Origin of the sequence: Actinomadura rubteroloni, from assembly GCF_002911665.1 — a bacterium.
Lineage (GTDB): Bacteria > Actinomycetota > Actinomycetes > Streptosporangiales > Streptosporangiaceae > Spirillospora > Spirillospora rubteroloni.
This window is the reverse complement of the sequence record NZ_MTBP01000001.1, coordinates 193,717-218,950: the sequence shown is the minus strand read 5'-3', so window position 1 is coordinate 218,950 and position 25,234 is coordinate 193,717. Positions and strand designations below refer to the sequence as shown.

The 25,234-nt window shown below is 72.6% G+C and carries 22 protein-coding genes; 12 read left to right on the top strand and 10 right to left on the bottom strand.

The genetic code is table 11. The features are described from left to right. Positions 1-8: 8 nt before the first annotated feature. Positions 9-1,298, top strand: coding sequence for a lipase family protein (locus BTM25_RS01090; RefSeq protein WP_103560892.1), 1,290 nt, complete (start codon positions 9-11; stop codon positions 1,296-1,298). A 34-nt stretch (positions 1,299-1,332) separates the two neighbouring features. Here BTM25_RS01090 and BTM25_RS01085 read toward each other — a convergent pair whose 3' ends face one another. The 5 genes from BTM25_RS01085 to BTM25_RS01065 form a co-directional block, all read right to left on the bottom strand. After that, positions 1,333-2,559, bottom strand: coding sequence for a sodium:proton exchanger (locus BTM25_RS01085; RefSeq protein ID WP_103560891.1), 1,227 nt, complete (start codon positions 2,557-2,559; stop codon positions 1,333-1,335). 52 nt (positions 2,560-2,611) lie between these two features. Then, complete coding sequence (locus BTM25_RS01080; protein WP_103560890.1) at positions 2,612-3,682, bottom strand: quinone-dependent dihydroorotate dehydrogenase; 1,071 nt, start codon at positions 3,680-3,682, stop codon at positions 2,612-2,614. Positions 3,683-3,696: 14 nt separating this feature from the next. Next, positions 3,697-4,485 (bottom strand): hypothetical protein, encoded by a 789-nt coding sequence (locus tag BTM25_RS01075; protein WP_103560889.1) that lies wholly within the window; start codon positions 4,483-4,485, stop codon positions 3,697-3,699. A 53-nt stretch (positions 4,486-4,538) separates the two neighbouring features. Then, positions 4,539-5,138 carry a TetR/AcrR family transcriptional regulator gene (locus tag BTM25_RS01070; protein WP_103562664.1) on the bottom strand — a complete coding sequence of 200 codons (600 nt, stop codon included), beginning with the start codon at positions 5,136-5,138 and terminating at the stop codon, positions 4,539-4,541. An 89-nt stretch (positions 5,139-5,227) separates the two neighbouring features. Further along, on the bottom strand, positions 5,228-6,613 hold the full coding sequence (locus BTM25_RS01065; RefSeq protein WP_103560888.1) for a PucR family transcriptional regulator: 1,386 nt from the start codon (positions 6,611-6,613) through the stop codon (positions 5,228-5,230). A 634-nt stretch (positions 6,614-7,247) separates the two neighbouring features. Between BTM25_RS01065 and BTM25_RS30125 the strand changes: the two genes are divergently transcribed. The 5 genes from BTM25_RS30125 (at position 7,248) to BTM25_RS01040 (ending at position 14,313) form a co-directional block, all read left to right on the top strand. Then, positions 7,248-9,635: a fibronectin type III domain-containing protein gene (locus BTM25_RS30125; protein WP_235827992.1), complete on the top strand. Its 2,388-nt coding sequence runs from the start codon at positions 7,248-7,250 to the stop codon at positions 9,633-9,635. A gap of 66 nt (positions 9,636-9,701) precedes the next feature. After that, the gene (locus tag BTM25_RS01055; protein WP_103560887.1) at positions 9,702-10,232 is read left to right on the top strand and encodes a hypothetical protein; all 531 of its coding nucleotides are present in this window, start codon (positions 9,702-9,704) and stop codon (positions 10,230-10,232) included. Positions 10,233-10,458: 226 nt separating this feature from the next. Beyond that, positions 10,459-11,409 carry an AurF N-oxygenase family protein gene (locus BTM25_RS01050; protein WP_103560886.1) on the top strand — a complete coding sequence of 317 codons (951 nt, stop codon included), beginning with the start codon at positions 10,459-10,461 and terminating at the stop codon, positions 11,407-11,409. Positions 11,410-11,610: 201 nt separating this feature from the next. After that, complete coding sequence (locus BTM25_RS01045; protein ID WP_103560885.1) at positions 11,611-12,876, top strand: PucR family transcriptional regulator; 1,266 nt, start codon at positions 11,611-11,613, stop codon at positions 12,874-12,876. A 198-nt stretch (positions 12,877-13,074) separates the two neighbouring features. Beyond that, entirely contained in the window at positions 13,075-14,313 is a 1,239-nt protein-coding gene (locus BTM25_RS01040) for a helix-turn-helix domain-containing protein (protein WP_103560884.1), read from the top strand. A gap of 203 nt (positions 14,314-14,516) precedes the next feature. Here BTM25_RS01040 and BTM25_RS01035 read toward each other — a convergent pair whose 3' ends face one another. Then, positions 14,517-15,275 carry a TetR/AcrR family transcriptional regulator gene (locus BTM25_RS01035; RefSeq protein WP_103560883.1) on the bottom strand — a complete coding sequence of 253 codons (759 nt, stop codon included), beginning with the start codon at positions 15,273-15,275 and terminating at the stop codon, positions 14,517-14,519. A gap of 261 nt (positions 15,276-15,536) precedes the next feature. Between BTM25_RS01035 and BTM25_RS01030 the strand changes: the two genes are divergently transcribed. Further along, positions 15,537-17,153 carry an AMP-binding protein gene (locus BTM25_RS01030; protein ID WP_103560882.1) on the top strand — a complete coding sequence of 539 codons (1,617 nt, stop codon included), beginning with the start codon at positions 15,537-15,539 and terminating at the stop codon, positions 17,151-17,153. 34 nt (positions 17,154-17,187) lie between these two features. Here the strand turns inward: BTM25_RS01030 and BTM25_RS01025 are convergent, their stop codons facing one another. Further along, complete coding sequence (locus BTM25_RS01025; protein WP_235827990.1) at positions 17,188-17,583, bottom strand: ATP-binding protein; 396 nt, start codon at positions 17,581-17,583, stop codon at positions 17,188-17,190. A gap of 449 nt (positions 17,584-18,032) precedes the next feature. Here BTM25_RS01025 and BTM25_RS01020 point away from each other — a divergent pair, with 449 nt between their 5' ends. Then, positions 18,033-19,142 (top strand): hypothetical protein, encoded by a 1,110-nt coding sequence (locus BTM25_RS01020; RefSeq protein WP_103560881.1) that lies wholly within the window; start codon positions 18,033-18,035, stop codon positions 19,140-19,142. Here the strand turns inward: BTM25_RS01020 and BTM25_RS01015 are convergent. Then, positions 19,139-19,750, bottom strand: coding sequence for a hypothetical protein (locus BTM25_RS01015; RefSeq protein WP_103560880.1), 612 nt, complete (start codon positions 19,748-19,750; stop codon positions 19,139-19,141). The genes BTM25_RS01020 and BTM25_RS01015 overlap by 4 nt on opposite strands. 43 nt (positions 19,751-19,793) lie before the next feature. Beyond that, a complete protein-coding gene (locus tag BTM25_RS01010) occupies positions 19,794-20,627 on the bottom strand; it encodes an undecaprenyl-diphosphate phosphatase (protein WP_103562661.1) in 834 nt (277 codons plus the stop codon). A 221-nt stretch (positions 20,628-20,848) separates the two neighbouring features. On the opposite strand from BTM25_RS01010, the gene BTM25_RS29010 reads away from it, so the two are divergent. From BTM25_RS29010 to BTM25_RS00985, 4 genes are all read left to right on the top strand, one after another. Further along, positions 20,849-21,571: a YgjV family protein gene (locus BTM25_RS29010; protein WP_146058913.1), complete on the top strand. Its 723-nt coding sequence runs from the start codon at positions 20,849-20,851 to the stop codon at positions 21,569-21,571. A 340-nt stretch (positions 21,572-21,911) separates the two neighbouring features. Continuing rightward, positions 21,912-22,772, top strand: a complete 861-nt coding sequence (locus tag BTM25_RS00995) for an isocitrate lyase/PEP mutase family protein (protein WP_103560878.1) — start codon at positions 21,912-21,914, stop codon at positions 22,770-22,772. Between the two features lie 40 nt (positions 22,773-22,812). After that, on the top strand, positions 22,813-23,817 hold the full coding sequence (locus tag BTM25_RS00990; protein WP_103560877.1) for a bile acid:sodium symporter family protein: 1,005 nt from the start codon (positions 22,813-22,815) through the stop codon (positions 23,815-23,817). Between the two features lie 26 nt (positions 23,818-23,843). After that, positions 23,844-24,110 carry a hypothetical protein gene (locus BTM25_RS00985; protein WP_103560876.1) on the top strand — a complete coding sequence of 89 codons (267 nt, stop codon included), beginning with the start codon at positions 23,844-23,846 and terminating at the stop codon, positions 24,108-24,110. Here BTM25_RS00985 and BTM25_RS00980 read toward each other — a convergent pair. Continuing rightward, the gene (locus BTM25_RS00980) at positions 24,091-25,218 is read right to left on the bottom strand and encodes an alpha/beta hydrolase (RefSeq protein ID WP_103560875.1); all 1,128 of its coding nucleotides are present in this window, start codon (positions 25,216-25,218) and stop codon (positions 24,091-24,093) included. The genes BTM25_RS00985 and BTM25_RS00980 overlap by 20 nt on opposite strands. Between the last annotated feature and the right edge of the window lie 16 nt (positions 25,219-25,234).

Below are 25,234 nucleotides of genomic sequence, written 5' to 3'. Positions count from 1 at the left end.
GCAGAGTCATGACGAAGATCTTCGAGAACTCCCGCGCGCGGTCCGCGCCCGCGGGGACGCGGCGCACGGCGCTCGCCGTCGCGCTCCTGGTGGTGGCCGCGCTGTTCGCGGTGCCGGGCGCCACGGCGTCCGCCCAGACGAAGTCCGCACCGATGGCGCCGGCCCGCACGCTGCTCGGGGCCGCCGACACCGGCCCGCCCGGCGACGACTTCTACACCCCGCCGTCGCCGCTGCCCGCGGGCTCGCCGGGCGACGTCCTGCGGGCGCGTCCGTCCAAGGCCGGTCCGCCGACCGCGCGTTCCCTGGCGAACGCGTGGGAGGTCATGTTCCTGTCGACGACCGCCACGGGCAAGCCCAACGCCGTGACCGGGACGGTCCTCGTGCCGAAGGGCGTCGACCCCGCCACGGTGCCGGTCGTCGCGTTCGCCCCCGGCACGTCGGGTCCCGCGTTCCGTTGCGCCCCGTCCAAGATGATCGACTCCGGCAGCTTCTACGAGCAGGCCATGCTCAACGAACTGCTGAAGCGCAAGTGGGCCGTGGCCGTCCCCGACTACGAGGGCTACCACAAGGACCCGACGACCAGCTACATGACCGGGAAGGCGCTCGGCCACGCCGTGCTCGACGCCGTCCGCGCGGCGCAGCGGCTGCCCGAGGCCGGGCTGTCCAAGGACGCCAAGGTGCTCTTCCAGGGCTACTCGCAGGGCGGCGGCGCGGTCATGTGGGCGGCGCAGCAGCAGCCCGAGTACGCGCCCGAGCTGAAGCTGATCGGCGTCAGCGGCGGCGGCGTGCCCGGCGACATCGTCGCGGTGGCGCTCAACCTGGACGGCTCCCCGATGTTCGGGTTCATGCTGTACGCCCTGATCGGGCTGCACAACGCGTACCCCGAGCTGCCGTTCGACGAACTGCTGACCGACAACGGGCGCAAGCTCATCCAGAACATGCCGCAGGACGACTGCACGCTGGAACTCATCACGAACTACCAGAAGCTGACCGTCGACGACATCTTCACCAGCAGCCCGCTCGGCGACCCGAGCTGGAGCGGCCGGGCCGTCGAGAACCGGCTGGGCGGCACCGCGATCAAGGTGCCGGTCTTCCAGTACCACTCGAAGGCGGACGAGATCGTCGCGTTCTCCCAGGCGTCCCGGCTCCACGACAAGTACTGCGCGCTCGGCGTGCAGGAGACGTGGAAGACCTACGACGACCTCAGCCACATCACGCTGGTCTACCGGGGCAACGAGGCCGCGCTGGCCTTCTTGCAGGACAGGCTCGACGGCAAGCCCGCGACGTCGAACTGCTGACGTCCGGGCTGAGCGCAGGGCCCCCGGCCGGTCGTCACCGGCCGGCCGGGGGGCGCCGCAGGGCGGTGGACATCGCGGCGGCCAGCGCGCGGTGCTTCGTGATGAGGACGGTGAAGCCCGCCGCCAGGTAGATGCCCGCGAGCACGAGACGGGCCTGCTGGGACGGGACGGCGAACTGGATCGCGAACAGCGCGAACAGGACCGCCGCCTCCCAGCGGCGGAAGACCAGGTCGATGAGGAAGCCGAGGCCGAGGACCGTTTGGGCGGCCGTGAGCAGGACTTCTTCGGCCTGACGTGAGTCCAGCGGCAGCGACCAGGCGCCGCCGCCCGCGCGGTAGGCGAAGGGCAGGGTGCCGATGAGCAGCGTCCACTGGTTGACCTTGCTGGAGAGCAGGGCGCCGATGCCGTCCGCGTCGCGCAGCCGCCACGCGTAGACGGTCGCCACGATCAGTTCGGGCGCCTCGGACGCCAGCGGCGCCAGCCACTGGACGAGCAGGAACTTGTCGATCCCCGCCGACGAGCCGAGATGCACCAGCGCCTCCGCGAACGGCTCGGCGGACGCGAACACGATCACCGCGCCGAACACGAACCCGCCGCACGTCGCCATGCGGCGGGGGAGCGCCGGTAGGGCGGTGAAGTAGGCGGCGACGCCCATCGCCTCCTCGGCGGTGTCCGGGCCGCCGCGCGCGATCCGCAGGATGTACGCCACGTAGATCGCCAGCAGCGGGATCGACACGTACCAGCCGATCTCGTCGGCGAGCGGCGGCACGAACGCCACCACGGCCGCGAGCGCCAGATAGCCCAGCTCGATCCGGTGCGCCGGGCGCAGCGTGACGTCGCGGCGGGCGGACGAGCGGCCGTGCCGGCCCCGGCCCCGGCGGCGGGTGGCGAGGGCGAACGCCAGCACGACGACCGCCCAGCCGACGCCGATGAGCAGCCGGTTCGCCCCCGTCATGTTCGCCGCCGCGAACGCCGTGTACTCCGGACGATGCCCCGCCGCGTACGCGTAGTAGAGGTCGACGGCGTATTCGGGCAGCACCGCGATCAGCGCGAGGAGCGCCAGCGCCAGCGCGCCCGAGATGTCCGCCCGCGCGGTCTCCGACGCCCACATCAGGACGACCGCCGCCGCGAGCACCCCCAGCCCGTACACGAGCGTCGCGACGCCCGGCGGCGGATGCGTCCCGGTCAGCCGCAGGACGAGCGCGGGCAGCGCGGCGGCCACCACCAGGCCGACGCGCGTGACCGCCGTGCGCTTCTCCATACACAGGCGATGCCGCCGCGCGCCTCCGCGCACACTCCCCGCGCGGCAAAGATCAGCGCCGGGCCGCCGCCAGCGACGAGAACGCGCTCGCCCGCAGCCGCCGCGACAGGTCGCGGTGGACGCGGTGCGCCCAGAACGGGCCGCCGTAGATCATCCCGGTGTAGCCCTGGACGAGCGTCGCGCCCGCCCGGATCCGCTCCCACACGTCGTCGGCCGTCTCGACGCCGCCGACGGAGACGAGCGTGAGGCGTCCGCCCGTCCGGTCGCGCAGCCGCCGCAGCACCTCGACCGACCGTTCCTTCAGCGGCGCCCCCGACAGGCCGCCGGTCTCCTTGACGAGATCGGCGGACGAGCGCAGCCCGTCCCGGGAGATCGTCGTGTTGGTGGCGATGATCCCGTCCAGGCCGAGGTCGAGCGCGAGGTCGGCGACGGCGTCCACGTCCGCGTCGGCGAGGTCGGGCGCGATCTTCACCAGCAGCGGGACGTGCCGGTCGGTGACCTGGTCGGCGGCGGCGCGGACGGCGGCCAGCAGCGGACGCAGATGCTCCACCGCCTGGAGGTTCCGCAGCCCCGGCGTGTTCGGCGAGCTGACGTTCACGACGAGGTAGTCGGCGTGCGGGGCGAGCCGCCCGGCGCTCGCGACGTAGTCCGCCGCGGCCCGCTCCTCCGGGACGACCTTGGTCTTCCCGATGTTGACGCCCACGATCGTCGGCGGACGGCGCCGCAGCAGCCGCCGCGCCGCGTCGATCGAGCCCCGGTTGTTGAACCCCATCCGGTTGATCACCGCGCGGTCGGCGGTGAGCCGGAACAGCCGGGGTTTGGGGTTGCCGGGCTGGGCGGCGCCGGTGAGCGTCCCGACCTCGACGTGCGCGAACCCGAACGCGCCGAGCGCGTCGTAGGCGACGGCGTCCTTGTCGAATCCGGCGGCGAGCCCGAGCGGGCCGGGGAAGTCCAGGCCGAGGGCGCGCACGCGCAGCGCGGGATCGCGCGGCGCGAGCAGGCGGCGCAGCAGCGCCGTCCCGCCCGGGACGGCCTGGACGGCCCGGAGCCCCGACATCGTCCAGTGATGGGCCGTCTCGGCGGGGACACGGCTGATGACCAGTGCATACAGAAGTCGATACATCGTGTCCGATTATCTCAGCCCGGACGGAACGCCCGGCGAATCAGCTCCCGGACATCGCGTCCGGCCGCGCGGATCGGGTCGACGAACGTCGCGCGGATCCAGCGGGCGGGCGCGGCGACGCACGTCCGCCACGTCGCGCGGACGGCGTGCCCGAGCGGCGTCATGACGTACCGGTACACCGCGCGGCACGGCACGACCACCAGGTAGAAGAGGACGCGGCCCGTTGCGAACCACGACCAGCGGAGCGCGTGGCCGAGCGGCGTCAGGATCCACCGGTAGGCCCAGGCGAGCGGCACGACGACGAGGATCCGGAGCGTCCACAGGAGCGCGAGGCCCAGCGGACGAAGCCCGTACCTATATATCCACGCGCACGGCACGACGATCAGCACGCGCAGGAGGAACAGCAGCGCGCGTCCGGCGGCGAACCACACCCAGCCGAACGCGAGCCCGATCGGTCGCAGCACGTACTTATAGAGCAGCACCAACGGCAGGACGAGGACGTACTGCAACAGCAGCGCCAACCCCAGGCCGATCGGCCGCAGTACGTACCGCCCGAACATCGCGACGGGCCACCACAGGGCGCGGGCGAGCGGTACCAGGAGATAACGCCACAGCGTCCGGCCGAGCCAGGCGAGCGGACGGACGACCAGCGCGTCCACCGCCCACCCGACGCCCCGCCCCACCAGGACGACCAGCTCCCAGAGCAGCCGGAACGGCAGCACGATGACGAGCGCGGGCACGCGGATCCACGCCGCGACGGGCGGCGGCTCCGGCCGTCCCTTGCCGGGGGGAAGAGAGGTCACAGGCCATCCTTGGGAACGCCGAGACCCCGATTCCACCACAAAAACGGACGCGCTCAGACGAACGAACGCCCGACCTCGTCCAGTGCCTCGTTCACCAGCGCGATCAGCGACCGTCCCGGATGCTCGTCGGCCCAGCGCTGCGCGCCCACCCGCACGGCCGTCAGGAACGCCGCCGCCAGCACCCGCGCACGGATCCCGTCGGCGGGCAGGCCGTCGCGCGCCGCGATCAGCGCCGCCAGCTCCAGCTCCAGTTCCGCGAACCGGGCCACCTGCCCCTGGCTCAGGGACGGGTTGCAGTGCGCGAGCTGGATCTGCCGCAGCAGCCCCGGATGCAGCGAGAAGTCGGCGAAGACCTCGCGCGCGGCCGTGCGCAGCGCGATCCAGGCGGGTTCCCCGTCAGGACGGGCCGCGAACTGATCGCTCAGCCGGCAGCGCCACTCGATGTGCCCGTAGAGCAGGGCGTCCTCTTTGTTCTCGAAGTAGTTCGAGAAGGTGCGGCGCGAGACCCCGGCGGCGTCCGCGATGGCCTCGACCGTCACCTGGTCGAGCCCGTGCTCGGCCGTCAGGCGGACGGCTGCCTCGTGCAGTGCCCGCCGCGTCGCCGCCTTCTTCCGTTCCCGCAGTCCGGGAGGCGCAGCCGTCGTGGTCTCCATCGCCATTCCAGCCTAACGCTCCCGACGCGGCGCCCCCGAGCGCCGCGGCTCCGCGGTCCGTCCCCGGCCCGGTCGACGGGCCGGGGAACTCATCCCCGTCGGCGTGGCACGCGCGGCGTCGACACGGCGTGCGGAACGGTCGGCCCGCCCCGCCGCGCCCGCGCCGTCGGCAGCGCCGCCGGCGGAACCGCCCGGCCGGTGCCCCGCGACGCGCCCGGCGCACCGCCGCGCGCCGGCGTCTTGCGCGCCCGCTCGCGCAGCTCCATCGCCCGCAGCACCGCCTCGATCCCGAACCGGGCGTCCGGGTCGGCCAGCTCCGGGCCGAGCGTCTGCTCGATCTTGCGCATGCGGTACCGGACGGTCTGCGGGTGAATGTGCAACTGCGACGCGATCTCGGCGGCCGTGCCGCGCGTGACGAGCCACGTCCGCAGCGTCTCGGTGAGCCGGTCCTGCTGGCCCGGCGTCATCGCGGGCAGCACCCCGAGAACCTGGTGGGCGAGCTGCTCCAGCAGCGCCGGGTCCGCCATCAGCCACAGCGTGACCAGGTGGTCGTCGCAGCGGATGACCGGGCCGTCCACCGTCAGCACGCCCTCCTCGGCCAGGTGCAGCGCCTGCCGCGCCCAGCGCAGCGAGTCCGCCGCACGCGCCATCGGCACCGCCGTGCCGATCGCGATGCCCCGGCCGGGGAACGCCGCCGCCAGCATCGCGGCGCGCTCGGGCGTGGGCGGGCCCGGGATCAGCAGGTGCGGCTCGGCGTCGTCCAGGTCGACGAGCAGGTCGTCGTCCAGCACGCTCCGGACCTGGCCCGGCCCCGGACGCAGCGCCACCAGCGTGACCTGCTCCGGTACGGTCCACCCCGCCGACTCGGCCATCTCCATCAGCGCGGGACCCGGACCGGCGGCGCCGTCCAGCAGCACGCGCAGCAGACGGCGGCGGCGCTCGTCCAGCGCGGCGACCGGGTGCGCCCGCGCCGCGAGGTAGCCCTCCAGCGACAGCGCGGCCAGCTCGTCCATGAACGAGAACAGCGCGTCGGCCAGCCGCGACATGACCGCCGACGAGATGTCGTAGCGCGGCGCCACCTTCATGACGCGCCGCCACGCCACCTGCCCGCCGATGCGGTAGGCCGCCTGGAGCGAGTCCAGGCTCCGGCCCTCCATCGCCTCGTACTCGCCGAGCTGCCGCGCGGCCTCCCGGTGGGACGATCCACCGGCCGTCCCGCCGATGCGGTCGGCGAACGCCGTGAGGCTCTGCCGGACGCTGGCGTGCAGTACCTGGTCGTACGCGCGGTCGTACGGGCCGTCGCCGGCGCGCGCGTACTCGGGGATCGCCTTGCGGATCTCCGCGACGATCTCCTCGCACAGGCTCGGCAGTTCGGGACGCATGAGCTGCGCGAGCCGCCGGGGCAGCGGCGACACCGGCGGCGCCGCGGCGGCGCCGGGCGTCGCGATGGCCCCCGGGTCGAGGGTTCGGGTCATGAGGGACACACCTCCAGAGCCGGTGCTCGCCGTGTCGGCCGAGGTCAGCCGGTGCGGGGTCGCACCGTACTCGGGCCTGACGGAACTGCCGGCCGTTGTGCAGGGATCACGGCGGGGGGTGGGAACGCACCGAGCGGGTACCCCTGCGCGCCGTGCCTGCCGTGATCCAGGACACGTCGAAGCTAACCCGCGCGCAGCCCGACGGTCCTTATGTCAGATGAACAATCCCGGGGTCCGAACGCGCGTCTGGTGACAAGAAAGCGTCGGGGCGCCGCGTGTAGCGGCCGAGTACTCACCTGGTGACGAGATTCCGGAGAAGAACACTGAGTTGCCTTCAAATCAGCTCGCGCGGGGGTCGCAGGGGTATTCGCGACGGTGCCGGTTCGTTACCCTGCTGACCGAGTGGCGCACGTCACCCGCCACTTATCAACTTTCGCGAGTCTCGGAACAACGTATGGACGGCGCGTCCCGCCGCCGGATAGTTTGCGCCCGTCGAAGCCCCTGATCGCCCCGGTACGGCGGGCGGCCCGGACGCGGCCGGCCTCCGCTCCGGCCGGGGAGGCCCCTTTTCTGTGACGCGTCCCTGCGGCAGCCGAGACCCCCAGCCCTTTCAGTGGAACGCAAGAGGTAGCGAGTGAACGCCAAGAAGAAGTCCCGGTGGACCAGGCCCGCCGTGGCGGCGACCGCCGTCGGCGCCGTGGTCGCCGCGCTGACCACCGGCACGGCAGGTTCGGCGTCGGCCAAGGACTGGCCGCTGAGCCTGAAGTACACCTGCGCCTACCCGATCATCCACAAGCAGGCGCTCACGATCGACATCACCGCGTCCATTCCCGAGGTGCAGACGCCGAACAAGCCGTCCGGCTCCTTCCCGGTGAAGGCGGTGGCGCACCTCGACGCCAAGACGATGTCGGGCCTCGACCTGATCGGCGCGGTGTCCATCGAGGGCAGCGCGACGGCGACGGCGACGATCAAGTCGCCCGGACAGGCCGACACGGTCATCCACCCCGAGCTGACGTTCGACAAGACCGCGATTCCCGAGAAGCAGCAGGCGTTCGACGTCAAGGCGCACGGGATGACGCCGTCGGTCACCATCAAGGGCAAGGAAGGCGACAAGTCCCAGGTCTTCGTCAACGACCTGTGGCTGAAGGTCGTCGCCATCGACGGTGACGGCTACACGATCGACCTCGGCACGCAGCCGGACGGGACCAACCTCGACCACGTCGTCTGCACCCAGGACACGGGCCAGAACAACCTGCTCGCCACGATCACGGCGGGTTCCCCGGACGGCGGCGTGCCCGACACGACGGCTCCGACGGTTCCGGCGAACGTGAAGGCGGTCGGTTCGGCGGACGGCAAGTCGGTCGGCCTGAGCTGGGACCCGTCGACGGACCCGAAGGACTCCGACGGTTCTGCGGGCTCGGGCGTCGCGGGCTACGAGGTCTATGACAAGGCGGGCAAGAAGGTCGCCGACGTCACCGACCCCAAGGCCACCATCACCGGCCTGACCCCGGGAACCGAATACGCGTTCACCGTGAAGGCCAAGGACAAGCTCGGCAACGTCTCCGCCGCCAGCGCGGCGGTCAAGGTCACCACGGGCGGAGCCGGCGGGAACGACACGACGGCGCCGTCGGTCCCGGCGAACGTGAAGGCGGCCGGTTCGGCGGACGGCAAGTCGGTCGAGCTGAGCTGGGACCCGTCAACGGACCCGAAGGACTCCGACGGTTCCGCGGGCACGGGCGTCGCGGGCTACGAGGTCTACGACCAGGCCGGCAAGAAGGTCGCGGACGTCACCGACGCCAAGGCGACCGTCACCGGCCTGACGCCGGGCGGCAGCTACGCGTTCTCGGTGAAGGCCAAGGACAAGGCGGGCAACGTCTCCGCCGCCAGCGCCGCGGTCAAGATCACCACGGCCGGAGCCGGTGACACCACGGCGCCGGGCGTCCCGGTGAACGTGAAGGCGGTCGGCTCGGCGGACGGCAAGTCGGTCGACCTGAGCTGGGACCCGTCGGCTGACCCGAAGAACGCCGACGGCTCGGCGGGCTCCGGCGTCGCGGGTTATGAGGTCTACGACAAGGCGGGCAAGAAGGTCGCGGACGTCACCGACGCCAAGGCGACGGTCACCGGCCTGACCCCGGGAACCGAGTACGCGTTCACCGTGAAGGCCAAGGACAAGGCCGGCAACGTCTCCGCCGCCAGCTCGGCGGTGCAGGTCACGACGGGCCCCGCCGCGGACACGGTGGCGCCGAGCGCCCCGGCGAACGTGGTGGCCACGCCCGCGCCCACGAGCGTGTCGCTGACCTGGGACAAGTCGACGGACAACGTGGCCGTCACCGGCTATGAGGTGTACGACTCGTCGGGCAAGAAGGTCGCCGACGTCACCGCCACCAGCGCGACGCTGAACGGCCTCGCGCCGGACACCGACTACACCGTCACGGTGAAGGCCAAGGACAAGGCCGGCAACCTGTCGGCCGCCAGCGCGCCGCTCAAGTTCCACACCGGCAAGGAGAGCACCGGCGGCGAGGGCGGCGAGTACGCCTTCAACGTCAACGGCTCCACCTTCCTCAAGGCCCCGAACGGCACCGCGCCGCTGACGGGCGGGCTCGTCGCCTCCATCGACGGAGCCACCAAGAAGTACACCGGGGACCTGACGCTCAACCCGACCACGGGCGACTTCAAGATCTTCGGCTTCCTCCCGGTGCGGGCCGGCATCGTCATGACGCCGCAGGGCAAGGTGACCGGCACCCTCGACGGCAAGCTCGTCGCCGACGTCAACGTCAAGGTCGGCCTGCCGAGCCTCAGCTTCTTCGGGATCCCGCTGGCCGGCGGCGAGCAGTGCACCACCCGGACGCCGTCGGCGCTCCACCTGGAGTCGGCGGGCGCGTTCGACCCGGTCAAGGGCAGCAAGATCAGCGGCAAGTACAAGCTGGACGAGCTGGAGGGCTGCGAGGGCCTGGCGCCGCTGCTGTCGGCGTTCACGGCCGGTGACGGCAACACGATCGACCTGAACCTCACCGGCCGCTGACGCGACGGCCCGGCCGCACCGCGCGTGCGGCCGGGCCCGGCAAGCCCCGCTCGTAAGGAGAACACCATGCGGCGTCTGGTCACCGGCGCGGCCCTGGCCGTCGCCCTCGGCACGGCCGCCGCCGGCTGCGGTTCCTCCGGCGACAAGCCGCACACGACGCCGCAGGCCGTGTGGGCCGCGAAGGTCTGCTCGTCGATCGGGCTGAACGAGGCGGTCCGGCTGCCGGCGGTCACCGAGGACCCGAAGGCCTACAAGGCCAACATCGCGGCCTTCCTCACCCAGCTCGCCCGGCGGATGGACACGATGGAGGCGGGCCTGAAGAAGGCGGGCGTTCCTCCGGTCAGCGACGGCCAGGCGACGTACGACGCGGCGCTCACCAAGCTGGCGGGCGCGAAGACCGTCCTGAACCAGGTCCGGACCAAGCTGGACGACACGAAGGTCACGGACACGAAGTCGCTCCGGGCGGCGCTGGCCGGCCTGTCCCAGCAGGTGCTGGCCTCGGTGAGCTACACCGGCCCCCGCGACGACCTGCGGGCGAATCCGGCGCTGACGACGGCGTTCGACACGATTCCCGCCTGCCGGGTCAAGAAGTCCTGACGCGGTTCGTCCGCCGCGCCAGGGCATCGGCACCCGTTCGTCTCCCTATCTCCCAGGGGGACGGGCGGGTGCTCTCGTCTTTCCCCATGGAACCGGCCGTTCCGGCTGTTGTGCGGGAATTGCCAACGTAACGCGCGGACCTGCGCGAAAGCCGTATTTCTTCAACTTTCGCGGCGCGGGAGAGTCGTTCTGCCCGATGGCCGATCGTTCCCGCGAAGGACCCGCCATGACCTCCCTGAATGCCCCCGCGCCGCGCGGCGTGACCCCGGATAACGGCCCGCGTCCGCGCCGAACGGCCCGCGACCGGGAGACCGTCGCGCTGCGGCTGCTCCGCTCGGCGGCCCGCGCCTCGTTCGACCCCGACGCCGAACTCGACTGGGACGCCCCGTTCGACAAGGAGAAGCCGTTCCTGCCGCTCGAACGCGTCTCGCTGTACGGGACGCCGTTCTGGGACGGCCTCACCCACGCCCGGCGCGTCGAGCTGTCGCGGCACGAGCTGGCGAGCGTCTCCGCCGCGGGCATCTGGCTGGAGATGTGCCTGATGCAGCTCTTCCTGCGGTTCCTCTACGACGTGGATCCGCGCACCGCGCACGCTCAGTTCGGGCTGACCGAGGTCGGAGACGAGACGCGCCACGTCGTGATGTTCGCCAAGCTGATGGAACGGCTCGGCACGCCCGTCTACGGCCCGCCCGCGCCGGTCCGCAACATCGGCCGGCTGTTCAAGGCGCTCGGCTCCGGGCCGTCGATGTGGGCGGTGTTCCTCGTCGGCGAGGAGATCTTCGACCGGATGCAGCGCGCGGCGATGGCGGACACGCTCGTGCAGCCGCTCATCCGGGAGATCAGCCGCATCCACGTGGTGGAGGAGGCGCGGCACGTCCGGTACGCGCGGGCCGAGATCGAGCGGAGCGTGCGGGGGCTCGGCCGGACGGCGCTCGCCCGGCACCGGCTCGTCGCGGCGGTCGGCGCGACCGCCACGCTCGAATTCATGATCGACCCCGAGGTGTACCGGTGCGTCGGGCTGGAGCCCGCCGAAGGACGGGCGATGGCGCTCGCCAATCCGCATCACCTTGCCACTCGCCACTGGCTCGGTGCGAAGATCGTTCCCTTTCTCGACGAGCTGGGACTCATCAGCGGCCCCGGTGCCGCGTTGTGGCGGCGCGCCGGCCTGATCCAGTGAAAATACGACAGCGTCCCACGTCATGGGACAGATGAAAAGCCATGGAACGTAGCGCGTTCAGGCGTTTGTCGGCCATCCACCCCGTTTGTAAATCGGCGGGAGGTGGAAGGGTCAAAAGTCTTCCGCGTCACACAATCGGGTCGGCGCGTAATACGTGATGCTTGGTGGTGGTCCATCAACATTCCTCGGGGGAGTGATCACGTGACCGCGACAACACTCGACCATCGTCCGTTCGAGGCGATCCCGACCTGGGTCGGCACCCGGCTGCGGCCCGCCGTGGAGGGCGCGGCCGACGAGCTGCTCTGCGAGCTGCTCGGCCGGACCGACGGCCCGCCGGGCGACGCGCCGCCCCGGCCGGGCAGCCCGCACGCCGAACGCCTCCGCGACGGCATCGTCGCCGGACTCGCCCACTTCTGCGACCTGCTGGAGAACCCCGGCACCGGCTGGGGGCGCGTCGCGTCCTTCTACCGCGCGGCGGGCCGGCAACTCGCCCGCGACGGCCGCGACCCCATCGAGTCGCACCAGACGCTGCGCCGGTCGGCGCTCGCGGCCTGGCGCGGCATCACCTCGCTGGCCGACGAGCTGGACCTCGACCACGACACGCTGCTGCGCGTCGTGGAGGCCCAGTTCAGCTACCTGGACGCGGTGTCGGCGGTGGTCGCCGAGGGCTACCGGGCCGAGTGCGGCGACGCGGCGCGCGACGAGCGGCTGCGCCGCGCGCGGCTGCTCGCGCTGCTGCTCGCCGACCCGGTCGGCGACCAGGCGACGATCGAGACCCTCGCCGCGCAGGCCCGCTGGCCGCTGCCGTCCACGGTCGCGGCGGTGGCCGTCGCGCCCCGGCCCGGCCAGGTCGGACGCGACGACACCACCGGCACGTTCCGTCCGCCGCTGCCCGTGCCCGACGAACTGCTCGCCGACCAGGGCATGCCCGAGCCGTCGCTGCTGCTGCCCGACCCGGAGGCCCCCGGACGCGCCGCGCTGCTGGACCCGCTGACGCAGGACTGGATCGTCGCGGTCGGCCCGACGGTCCCGCTGCCGCGCGCCCGCGAGTCGCTGCGCTGGGCCCGGGACACGCTGGTGCTCGCGCGGCGCGGCGCGTTCCCGGTCGACCGGCCGGTGCGCAGCGCCGACCACCTGCCGTCGCTGGTGGTGTTCCGCGCGGGCGAGCTGATCGACGACGCGGCGACGACCCGGCTGGCGCCGCTGTCGGGCCTCGCGCCCGCGCAGCGCGACCGGCTCACCGAGACGTTGCAGGCGCTGCTGGAGCACAACTTCAACGCGGCGCAGGCGAGCCGCCGGTTGCGCGTGCACCCCCAGACCGTCCGGTACCGCCTGCGGCAGCTCGAAGACCTGTTCGGCGACGACCTGCGCGACCCCAGGCGGTGCCTGGAGATGGAGCTGATCCTGCACGCGCGGTACGCGACGTCCGACAACACGCCCGCCGCAGTGGAACACGCCGTTCCGTAAGCGTGGCGACCCGGCCGTCCGGTTCTTCCGGACGGCCGGGTTCGGCGTTTTAGGCACCCCTTTCTGACCTGCACGTTCGTCGTTTCTTGGCATTCCGGCGTGGAGTCCGTCCGGAAAACAACGCACTCGCGTGACAATCGGTGGCGGCGTGTCCTGGGGCACTCTTGTGGAACTCGGGGTTCCACAAGGAGTGTTGCCATGACGCGGCCTGAACTCGATGTCCGTCCGTTCGAGGCGATCCCGCCGGACCTCGTCCGGCGCATGCGCCCCGCCGTCGCCGTCGCCGCCGCCGAACTGGCCGACGACGCGACCGACCCCGCCCACGCGGACGTGCGCGCCTGGGTGGGCGAGAGCCTGCGCCTCTTCTACGCCCTGGTGGACGACCCGCGCGCCGCCTGGCCCCGCGTCGCCGAGCGCTTCCGCGAACTCGGCCGCGGCGTCGCGCTGCGCGGCCGGGACCTGGACGAACTGCACGTCGCGCTGCACCGCTGCGCCCGCGCCGTCTGGCGGACGCTCACCGCGTCCGCCGAGTCCCTCGACATCGACCGCGCGACGCTCGGCCTGCTCGCCGAGGCGCAGTTCACCTACCTCGACGCCGTCACCGCCGAGGCCGCCGCCGGGTACGAGGCCGAACGGGCGGGCAGCGACGACGCGGTCCGCCGCCGCCGCGCCCGGCTGCTCGCGCTCCTGTTCGACGACGGCGACCCCGGCGCCGTCGCCGACGCGGCCCGCGCCGCCCGGTGGCGGATCCCGCGCTCGGCGGCGGCCGTGGTGCTGCACCCGCGCGCCGACACCGGCGCCCGCCCGCCCGCGCTCCCGCCGGACGTCCTGGTCGACCTCGCGCGCGGCGAACCGTGCCTCCTCCTGCCCGACCCCGAGGGTCCGGGCCGGATGCGGCTGCTGGAGGCGCTGCTCGCCGACTGGATCGTCGTCCTCGGCCCGGTGCTGCCGCCCGCCCGCGCCGCCGAGTCGCTGCGCTGGGCGCGCCGCGCGATGACGCTCGCGCGGCGCGGCCGGATCGCGGCGGACGGCCTGGTGCGCTGCATGGATCACGTCCCCACGCTCGTGATCTTCATGGCGGAGGACCTCATCGAGCACGCGGCCGGCACCCGGCTCGCCCCGCTCGCGGGCCTGTCGCCGGTCCAGACGGCGCGGCTGTCGGAGACGCTGCTGTCCCTGCTGGAGAGCAACTTCAACGCGACCGAGGCGGGCAACCGGCTGCACGTCCATCCGCAGACCGTCCGGTACCGCCTGCGGCACCTGGAGGAGCTGTTCGGCGCGGACCTGCACGACCCGAAGCGCTGCCTGGAGCTGGAGATGATCCTGCACGCCCGCCACAGCGGCCCGCCTGGACACGGCGGCCCGGTGACGCGTCCGCGCGCCAGCACCCGCCGGCTCCTGTCGAGCCCGTACCGGCCGTACGCGCCGACGCCCTAGCGGTCCCCGGTGCCGCGCCCGCGTGCGAGCCCCGATGGCTTCTGTCGAGCCCATAGCGGACGTACGCGCCGACGCCCTAGAGCGAGCACGCGGCGGCGGCCGTCCGAGCCCGTAGCGGACGTACGCGTCGCGCCCTAGAGCGAGCACGCGGCGGCGGCCGTCCGAGCCCGGAGCGGGCGTACGTGACGCGGCGGCGTCGTGGGTCAGCGTTCGGGCTCGGGGAGGAACGCGGCGAGGGCGGCGAGCGCACGCCGGTCGAACGCGTCCGCGACGGACCGGATCAGCTCGCCGAACGCCGAGCCCGGCGGCTCGACGCGCAGCAGCCACGTGATCCGCTCGGCCACGACCGGGTCGAGCGGCGCGACGGCGAGGAGCTGCGTCGTGAACTGCGCGCCGAGGATGATCTCCAGCTCGGGCCGGGACGGGCTGCGCGTCCGCAGCCACTCCGCGCCCGCCCACTCGACGCCCGCGATCCACGACTGGACGGCCACGCGCAGCGGCTCGCCCGGCTCGTCCAGCTCCAGCGTCCGGAACGTCAGGTCGCAGATGCGCTGCCGGACGCGCTCGGCGACGTCCAGCGCGGCCTCCGGCGCCCGGCCCGCCCCGATGCCGAGGATCCCGGCGTACCCGCCCTCGTACTCCTCCAGGAAGTCGAAGTAGAGCGCGAGGCGCCGCGTCAGCGCGTCCGACGGCGACGTGCCCGTGACGGCCGCGAGCCGGTCGGTGAGCATCGTCCCGACGCGCTCGGCGACGACCTCGTACAGCTCGCCCTTGCCGTCGAAGTACCGGTAGACCGACGAGCGGGACGTGCCCGCCGCCGCGGCGACGTCGTCGATCGAGACGTCCGGCTCGGGCCGGTTCCCGAACGTCGCGATCGCGGCCGAGATGATCTCCTCGCGCCGCCGGTCGGAGGTCAGCCGCCGGAACGCCGGACGCTCCCGTCCGGTGCCGGTACTGGTCATGGCCGTCAGCCTAACCTCGCACCCGGCCCGTATACGCACGGTATTCGCGCAATTATGTGCGGCGCTCATAAACCCGGTGGAGAAACCGATCGTTCCAGGACAGGCCAGTAAAGACGGATCCTCCGATGTTGTCACCGGAATGACAAGGTCCCGCCAGAACACCTGACTCCATGCAGGAGACCGGCCGCCCCCGCGGCTTTACGGTCATCTCCGAGGCCGGGCACGCCGGCCGGTGATGACGGTCGGCGGGTGACAGGTCAGATGAGCGGATCCTCGAACATCGGCGAACGGACACGGTCGGCGGCACGGGTCGGCGGCATGTTCGCGCGCAGCGGGCTGTGGAAGCCCGGTCCGCCGCAGCGCGTCGCGCGGCAGCTCTCGGCGCTGCGGCGCTGGGGGACGAACCTCGGCGGCACCTTCGTGTCCGCCGCGGCCCGCGACCCCGAGCGGGTGGCCGTGCTCGACGACGAGGGCGCGATCACCTACGGCGAGATCGACGCCCGCACGGACCGGCTGGCCGCCGCGCTCGGCCGCTTCGGCGAGCCGCCGACGGTCGCGGTGCTGTGCCGCAACCACCGGGGCATGCTCGAAGCGCTCGTCGGGGCCAGCAAGCGCGGCGCCGACACCGTCCTGCTCAACACCGGGATGAGCGTCGACCAGCTCGTCACGGTGATCAAGGAGCAGAACGTCGACGTCGTGATCGCCGACCACGAGTTCGGCGAGTTCCTCGCGGCCGTCCCCGACGGCGTCCACGCCATCACGGCGGGCGGCGGCGACTCGGGCCTGGACGAGCTGATCGCCTCGACCCCGCAGGTCGAGATCGAGCCGCCGCGCCGCTCCGGCCGGACGATCATGCTCAGCTCCGGGACGACCGGCACGCCCAAGGGCGCCAACCGGCACTCCAACCCCGGCCTCCAGCCGCTCGCGTCGATCCTGTCCCGGATCCCGCTGCGCGTCCACGAGACGATGTTCATCGAGGCGCCGCTGTTCCACACCTGGGGCTACGCGATGCTCCAGGCGGCGATCTCGCTGCGCGCCACGATGGTCCTGCAGCGCCGCTTCGACCCGGAGCGGTCGCTCGCCCGGCTCGCCGAGAGCCGCGCCACCACGCTCATCGCGATCCCGGTCATGCTGCGCCGCATCCTCGACCTCCCCGGCGAGACGTTCCCCAAGTACGACACGAGCAAGCTGCGGATCTGCGCCGTCAGCGGCTCGGCCCTGCCCGGCCAGGTGTCCACCGCGTTCATGGACCTGTTCGGCGAGGTCGTCTACAACCTGTACGGCTCGACCGAGGCGTCGTGGGTGACGATCGCGACGCCCGCCGACCTGCGCGCCAAGCCCGGCTGCGCGGGCACCGCGCCGCCCGGGACGCGCGTGGCGATCCTGGACGCCGACGGCAAGCCCGTCCCGACCGGCGTCACCGGCCGCATCTTCGCCGCGAACGAGCTGATGTTCGCCGGGTACACCAACGGCGCCACCAAGGAGATGCAGGACGGGATGATCAGCCTCGGCGACCTCGGCCACATGGACGAGGCGGGCCGGCTGACCGTGGACGGCCGCGACGACGACATGGTCGTCTCCGGCGGCGAGAACATCTTCCCGAGCGCCGTCGAGGAGGTCCTGCTGCAACTGCCGCAGGTCCGCGAGGCGGTCGTGGTCGGCGTGCCGGACGCCGAGTTCGGGCAGCGGCTCGCGGCGCACCTCGTCCTGGACCCGGCGGGAGAGCCGCTGGACGCCGAGGCCGTGAAGGCGCACGTCCGCCAGCACCTGGCGCGGTTCGCCGTCCCGCGCGACGTCCACTTCCCGGCCGAGCTGCCGCGCAACGCGACCGGGAAGGTCCTGCGCCGCGTGCTCGTCCAGGTGCCCGCACCGGAATGACGCCCCGCCGCGGCCGGGTCCGTCCCGGCCGCGGTCACATCCGGGGGACGTCCACGGTGAACCAGAGGTAGGTGCCGTGCGCGCTCTGCTCCAGCCCCCACTCGGCGGCGAGCGCGTCGATGACGACCAGCCCCCGGCCGTGGTCGAGCCGCAGCGTGCCCCGGTCGTCGCGGGAGCCAGGCCCCTCGTCGTGGACCTCGACGCGCAGCAGCCGCCGGTCCGTCCGGACGTCCACGGTGATCAGTCCCGACCCGTGCAGCACCGCGTTGGCGACGGCCTCGGCGGTCATCAGCTCGATGTCGTCCAGCCGTTCGGCGTCCCCGACGACCTTGGCGGCCCGCTCCCGGACGATCCGCCGCGCGGCCTGCCCGGCGGCGCGTTCCCCGGTACAGGTGAACGGGTCGCCCACCGGCTCCATGTCGGCGGTCACGGCAGCGGCTCCGGCGCGGGGGCGCACGACGCGGCGCGCCGGACGGCGGTACGCGGCGGAGCGGTGCTGGCTGGCGGGCCGAGTGTCACGGGATCACCACACTGAGAGGACGGGAACGCAACGCAATCATTCACCTACGCTGAGTCATCGGCAATGCGCTGCGTCACTTGATCTTGACTTTTGCGGACGGACGCCGACCGGCCGCGGGCCGGGCGCGGGGGGACCTTCCGCAACGTTACTACCCTGCCCGTTCCCGCCGCCGCGCGAAAAGAACAAACCTCGGTACCCGGATTACTCACCGCAGCACGAGGCGGGACGGCATTCTCCGTCATCTGGGCTGAATATTCCGTGAGTGTCTTATGTCACTATCCGGACTATAGGCAGTTCGCCCGGCCGGACGGGCCGGGTCACCTCTGGCCCGTTCAGCGGGCCTCACCCCGGGGGTGTTCATGACAGCGCCGCTGCTGGCCTGCGCCGCGCAAGTGCTCTTCGTCGTCGCCTTCGTCCTGTTCAAGTCCGCCGCCCGCTCCCTCCCCACGCTCTCGGCCCGCCGTCCGCTCCAGACCACCGGCCGCGTCGCGCGCAGCCCCGGCTGGGTCCTCGGCCTGATCATCCTGCTGTCGGGCTTCACGATGGCCGACCTCGCCCTGCTGACCCTGCCGATCGCGAGCGCCCTGCCCGCCTACGCGGGGAGCCTGGTCGTGCTGCTCGTCATCGGAGCGGTCCGGTTCGGGGAGCGGCTCACCCGCCGCGAGTGGTTCGCGATGGCGATCGTCGTCGCCGCGATGGCCACCGCCGCGCTCTCGGTCGCGGGGGCGCCCGGGCCGTGGACGGAGACCGTCGAGCGTCCGCGCCTCGCCACGGTGCCGCCGCTGTGGGCGATCGCGCTCGTGGTCGTCCCGTCGCTGTTCCTGCCGCTGTGGATGTTCATGCTCCGCGACCGCGTCACGACCGGGCGGCACGCGCGCGCGATCACCGGCATCGCCTACGGCATCGGCGCGGGGGCGATGCTCGGCGTGGCGGAGACGTTCGGGCTCGGCATGGAGCTGCTCTACAAGCAGGGGCACCACAACCCGTTCACCACGCCGCACGTCTACCTGTTCGTCCTGGCGGGCCTCCTCGGCATCGGGCTGCTGTCCATCGGGCTCCAGCGCTGCCGCCTGACGATCCTCGTCACCGTCCTCACTGTCACAGCGAAGGCGCACATTCTGGTTTCGGCCACGCTGCTGTTCGGTGAACCCTGGCCGCACGACCGGACGATGGCGATGCTGCGCGGCGGGAGCGTCCTGCTGGCCGGGCTCGCGGTGCTGACGTTCCCGCGCCACGAACTGCGCCGCGCCGACCCGCCCCGGCCGACGCGGGAGCCCGCGCCCGACCCCGAGCCGGCGCGGCGCCCGACGCGGCGCACCGGGACCTACCCGGTCATGCCGCTCGCCGCGCCGACGCCCGGGCCCGCCCCCGAGCCCGCCCCCGAGCCGCCCGCGGCCGAGGAGCAGCGCCGGGACGGCTCCTACGTCGGACGGCGCCGCCGCGACCACAAGACCGTCCCCACGACCTAGCCGGAGCGGGCCGCCGAGCGCCACAGGCCGAGCAGCCGGTCCGGCCAGAACCGGCCCGGCAGGACGAGCGCTCCCGGCCGCTCCGCCCGGACGACGAGCGGGAACGTGCCCGCGCCGAGGTAGCCGCCGGGCAGGTGCCGCCGCCGGACGAGCAGCGACGTCGCGAACGCGGGCAGGCTCCCGACGAGCCCGCGCGGGACGGCCAGGCGCGCGACCCGGCGGCGCTCGTCGGCGAGGACGGCCGCGAACGCCGCCAGCCCCGGGTCGCCGGGCGCGGTGCCCTTGACGGCGAACAGCGCGGACGCGATGTCCTGCAGCTCGTCGGGCATGTCGTCGAACGCGGGGTCGGGGGAGTAGACGACGACGGCCGGGCGGTCGCCCCGGCCGGGCCGCAGCAGCGCCCGGTGCGCCTGGACGACGCTGCCCCACACGACCGTCCCGTGGGTGAGGAGCGCGTCGTGGTCGCGGACGACGTCCCACAGCTCGTCGCGCGGGCGGCTGCGCAGCCACAGCGGCGCGCGGGCGCGCAGGTCGCCCGGCAGCGGACGCGGGGCGGGGCCGAAGCTCGTCCGGCACGCCTCGATGATCTCCCGTCCGGCCCGCTTCATGACTCGGACATTAGCGACGCCCGGGACCGAATCTCCTTCGGGGTCAGGCGGTGAGGCCGCCGCCCGCCAGCAGCCCGATCAGCAGCGCCGCGACGCAGAGCCGGTAGATGATGAACGCCGCGAACGAGTGGCTCGCGACGTAGCGCAGCAGCCACGCGATCGACGCGTAGGCGACGACGAACGACACGGCCGTCCCGACGGCGAGCGCGGCGATCGAAGTGTCGCCGCCCGCCGCGTCCTTCAGCTCGTACAGCCCCGCGCCGGTCAGCGCGGGCAGCGACAGGAAGAAGGACAGCCGGGTCGCGGCCGGACGGTCCAGGCCGCGCAGCAGCCCCGCCGACATCGTCGCGCCGGACCGGGAGAAGCCCGGGAACAGCAGCGCGAGGATCTGCGAGGACCCGACGACCATCGTGTCGGTGAGCGTCGCCTTGTCCTCGCTCTTGGCCAGCCGTCCGTACTTCTCGGCGAGCGCCATGATCCCGCTGCCGACGATCAGCGACCCCGCGACGACCCAGAGCGAGGCGAGCGGCCCGTCGATGAGCGGTTTGGCGAGCAGGCCGACGACGACGATCGGGATCGTCGCGTAGATGATCCACCAGGTCAGCCGGTAATCGTGGCCGCGCTTCTCCTTGTTCGCGATCCCGCGGAACCAGGCGACGACGAGCCGGGTGATGTCCTTGCGGAAGAACAGCAGGACGGCCGCGATCGCGCCGACCTGGATGACGGCGGTGAACCCGACGACGGACTTGTCGCCGACGTCGATGTTGAGCAGCCCCTCGGTGATCTTCAGATGCCCGGTGGACGAGACCGGCAGGAACTCGGTGAGCCCTTCCACGACCCCGAGCACGACGGACTGCCAGACACTGATTGCGCTCACGCGGGATTGCCCTTCTGCCTCGACCGGCCGGCGTCGGCCGGCGACCAGTGAACCGTCCCAACCTGGGCGAAAGTGCCCAAACGCTGGGCCTGTGGACGGGTGTTCACTCGACGTTCGCCCATTGTTCATGATCGGCGCGGCCGGGAAAAGGGGCTTCCCGGCGGGTGCGGCGGACGTCATCCTTGCCGCATGGATGTGCTCCCCGTCCGTCCGTCGGCCCGATGACCCCGGCGGCCCGCGCGCTCCAACTCGCCGTCGCCGCCCTCGGCCTCGCCGGCGTCGTCTTCGGCGTCCGGCAGGCCGTCGGCCCGTACGCCGAGATCTCCGCCTACCGCCACGCGTCGCCGTGCGTCGGCACGCCCGCGCCCGACTGCGTCCGCACGGTGGACGCCGTGGTCCTGAGCAAGCGGATCGTCGTGACGACGCACCAGGACCCGCCGACGCCCTACCAGCCCCCGCCCGCCCCGCCCGCACCCCCGATGGGTCCCTTCCACGTCGCGCCCCCGCTGGCCGTCCACCTCCCGCTCCGCGCCGACACCACGACGACGAGCTACCTGGTGAAGGTCCGCACCACCGAGGCCCGCACGGAAGAACTGGACGTCTCCAAGTCCTTCTACGAAGCCGCGAAGAAGAACGACCACGTCGCAGTCTCCTACTGGAAACACCACGTGGTTCGCGCGGCTTTGGGAGAACACACCCAGGAATACCCGCCCGGCGACTGGCTCACCGGTTCCTGGACGATCCTCTGGGCTGGGCTGCTCATCTTCCTGTCGGCGGCGACCTTCGGCCGCGTCCCCCTTTTCGCCGGCTGGATGACGTTCATCGGCGGCTGGATCCTCTTCTCCCTGCTGGACGTCTGGCGTTCGTCCCTGATCGTGCTCCCCGTCCTGACGACGATCGCCTACACCGTCGCCGCCTTCACCCTTCGCCCCCGCCGCTGGTAATTACGCGAACCCCCCACTGTGCGGCTTTTCGCCTTATGGCGCACGCGGCGGTTCGCCGAGCTGGGGCGGGCATGACCGGGCGATGATCGGAAAATCTCACGAACATGGGCGTTCCTTTCCCGGAGATCATGGGAGGAACTCGGCGCATCGGTCGATAAAGCCGAAGGGAAACGTCCCTGTTTTTGAAGCGTAGAGGCGCACTGATTACTCAAGCTTTAAAACTTTCATGAGTAACTTGGGTCACACGGAATGGCAATGATCCGTGCTTCCCGGGGCGGGCGATCCCGCCGCCCGGCGGCCCCCGCCCGCACACCACCCCGAGCCCCAAGGAGTGAGTTCAGTGAATTACGGAGACGCGCTGCGCCGCGCGATCCTGTCCGAGGGCGTGACCCCGCTCATCGGAGTCTTCGACATGTTCTCCGCCTCCGTCGCCGCCAAACACTACAACGGCCTGTTCGTGTCCGGGTTCGGATTCGCGGCCTCGCACTACGGGCTGCCCGACATCGGTTTCATCGCCTGGCCCGACATCGTGGCGTTCGTCCAGCGGCTGCGGCTCGCGTTCCCGGCGCAGCACCTCCTGGTCGACATCGACGACGGCTATGTCGACCCCGAGGTCGCCTGCCACGTCATCGAGCAGCTCGAGATGACCGGCGCGTCCGGCGTGATCCTGGAGGACCAGGCGCGTCCCCGGCGCTGCGGGCACGTCGACGGCAAGCGGATCCTCCCCCTGGAGGAGTACCTGGAGAAGCTCGAACTGGTGCTCGCGACCCGCCGCGACCTGGTCGTCGTGGCGCGCACCGACGCCACGGACGAGGAGGAGATCCTGCTCCGCGCCAAGGCCCTCGCGCGCACCGACGCCGACGTGATCCTTGTGGACGGCGTGCGCAGCGTGGACTGGATCCACCGCGTCCGCGAGGTCATCGGCGACAAGCCGCTGCTGTTCAACCAGATCGCGGGCGGCAAGTCGCCCCGGCTGTCGCTGTCGGAGCTGACCGATCTCGGCGTCGACGTCGCGATCTACAGCACGCCGTGCCTGTTCGCGGCGCAGTCGGCGATGGACGAGGCCATCGCCCGGCTCAAGGAGGAGGACGGCCGGCTCCCCGAGATCACGCCGTCCAGCGTCGGCGTGAAGGAGTCGCTGGCGCTGCTGGAGCGCAACATGAGCCGCCACCACGCGAAGCCGGCGAGGGCCGGGGTGTGACGCGGACCGGGATCGGCACGGCGAGGAGCGAAGGACGGACATGCGCGTTGTCTCCGCGACGCTGACGCGGCTGCGCGTCGATCCCTACATCGCGGCGATTCTCTGCTCCGTGGGAATCGCCGCGGTGCTCCCCGCGCGCGGCACCGCCGCCGAGGTCCTCGACTGGACGGGCAACGTCGCGATCACGCTGCTGTTCTTCTTCTACGGTGCGCGGCTGTCCACGTCCGAGGCGCTGCGCGGGTTGCGGCACTGGCGGCTGCACGCGGCGATCACGTCGGTGACGTTCGTGGTGTTCCCGCTGCTCGCGCTGGCGTGCTCGCTGCTGGTGCCGACGGTGCTGCGCGAACCGCTGTACGCGGGCGTGGTGTTCCTGTGCGTGCTGCCGTCCACCGTCCAGTCGTCGATCACGCTGACGTCGATCGCGCGGGGCAACGAGGCGGGGGCGATCTGCAGCGCGTCGCTGTCGAGCGTCCTCGGCGTCGTGCTGACGCCGGTGCTGGCCGCCGCGCTGATGTCGGCGGGCGGCGGCGGGTTCTCGCTCGGGTCGGTCGGCGACATCGTCGTGCGGCTGCTGCTGCCGTTCCTCGCGGGGCAGGTCGCGCAGCGGTGGATCGGCGACCGCGTCCGGGCGTACCGCAAGCAGCTCTCGCTGTACGACCGGGGCGTGATCCTGCTCGTCGTCTACACGGCGTTCAGCCTGGGCGTCGTCCAGGGCATCTGGCACGGGCTGGCGGTGCGCGAGCTGGGCCTGCTCGGGCTCGTCATCGCGGTGCTGCTGGCCGTCGCGATGGCCGTCGCGGCGCTCATCTCCCGCGCGGCCGGGTTCTCCCGCGAGGACCACATCGCGGCGCTGTTCTGCGGCTCGCAGAAGAGCCTCGCCAGCGGGCTGCCGATGGCGACCGTGCTGTTCGCGGGCGCCGGCGTCGGCACGGCCGTGCTCCCGCTCATGCTCTACCACCAGCTCCAGTTGCTGGTGTGCTCCTGGCTCGCGCAGCGGTTCGCGACGCGCCGGGGCGTCCCCGAACCCGTTCCCGCGGCGGCCTGACCGCCGCGCTCCCGAAAGGAACCCCCATGCTCATCAGGACGCTCGCGACCGCACTGGTCACGGGCCTGCTCGCCCTCGGGACGGCCGGGACGGCGACCGCCTCGACGGGGCCGTCCCTCGCGAACGTCGGCGTCAACACGTTCAACACCGCCAACACCGGGTCGGACGCGGGGAACGACAGCCTCCTGGAGATCGACCGCTCGGGCAACCTCGCCAAGGGCGACGGCAGCCCCGGCAGCGACATCATCAACAAGGCGACGGGCTCGGCGCCCGTCATGTCCCCCGGCAAGTGACCGCCGCGCCGTGCCCGGGGACACCCGTTCCCGGGCACGGCGCGACCGGCGGCAGCCGACCGGTGATCCACGTCAGCAGGCGCGGCAGGGCCGGTTTCCACGCCGCGAACGTGTGCCGCGCGTGCGGGATCGTCACCAGCGGCACGTGCGCGCCGTGCGCGGCGAGGACGGACCGGAAGATCCCCGCGCTCTCCACGTCGCCCCGGTCGGCGCCCCCGGCCATCAGCCAGAACGCCGGCAGGTGCCGCGCCGGACGGGACGCCAGCCACAGCGGGTCGTTCGCGAGCCGGGCGGCGGCGTTCCCGCGGAACGGGTCCGCCCCGTGCTCGGGCAGCGGCTGGAAGTAGCCGCTCATCGACCCGGCCGCCGCGAACAGGCCGGGATGGCGCAGCGCGAGGTCCGCCGCGCAGAACCCGCCCTCGGAGAAGCCCGCGACGCCGAACGACCGTCCGGGCCGGACGCGGAACCGCGCGGCGACGTCGGCGGGCACGTCGGCGGACAGATACGTGTCGTCGCGGGGGCCGCCGGGCTGGTCGAGGCACTGCGATCCGGTCCGTCCGGCCTGCGCGCCGTTGATGTCCGGCATGACGAGGATCGCGGGCCGCGCCGCGCGGTCGTGCAGGACGCGGCGGAACGCGTTCTCGACCCGCAGCCCCGTCAGCCAGTCCGACGGCTGCCCCGGCGAGCCGTGCAGCAGTTCCAGCACCGGGAAACGGGCGCGTGCGTACGCGGGCTGGAAGTACTGCGGCGGCAGGTAGACGAGACCGTCCCGCGCGATGCGGCTGCGCGCGCCGGGGAGCGCGATGTCGGCGAGCATGCCCCGGTCGGCGCGGCGTCCGCCGGTCGCGAGGGCGCGGCCCGCCGCGGGCGGGAGCGCCTGGACGCCGTCGGACGCGCCCGACAGATCCCCGAAGAGATCGCCCCACGTCTCGTAGTAGTCGTAGTAGCGATTGACGGTGGCCATACCGAACACCGCCGCGACGACGAACGCCAGCGCACCGGCCGGGACCCGCAGCGCCAGCGGCCCCCGCCGCGCGAGCACCCAGGCCAGGCCGGCGAACGCCAGCACCAGGAGCACCAGGACGACGACGCCCTGCGGACCGAACACGGCGTCGATTCTGCCG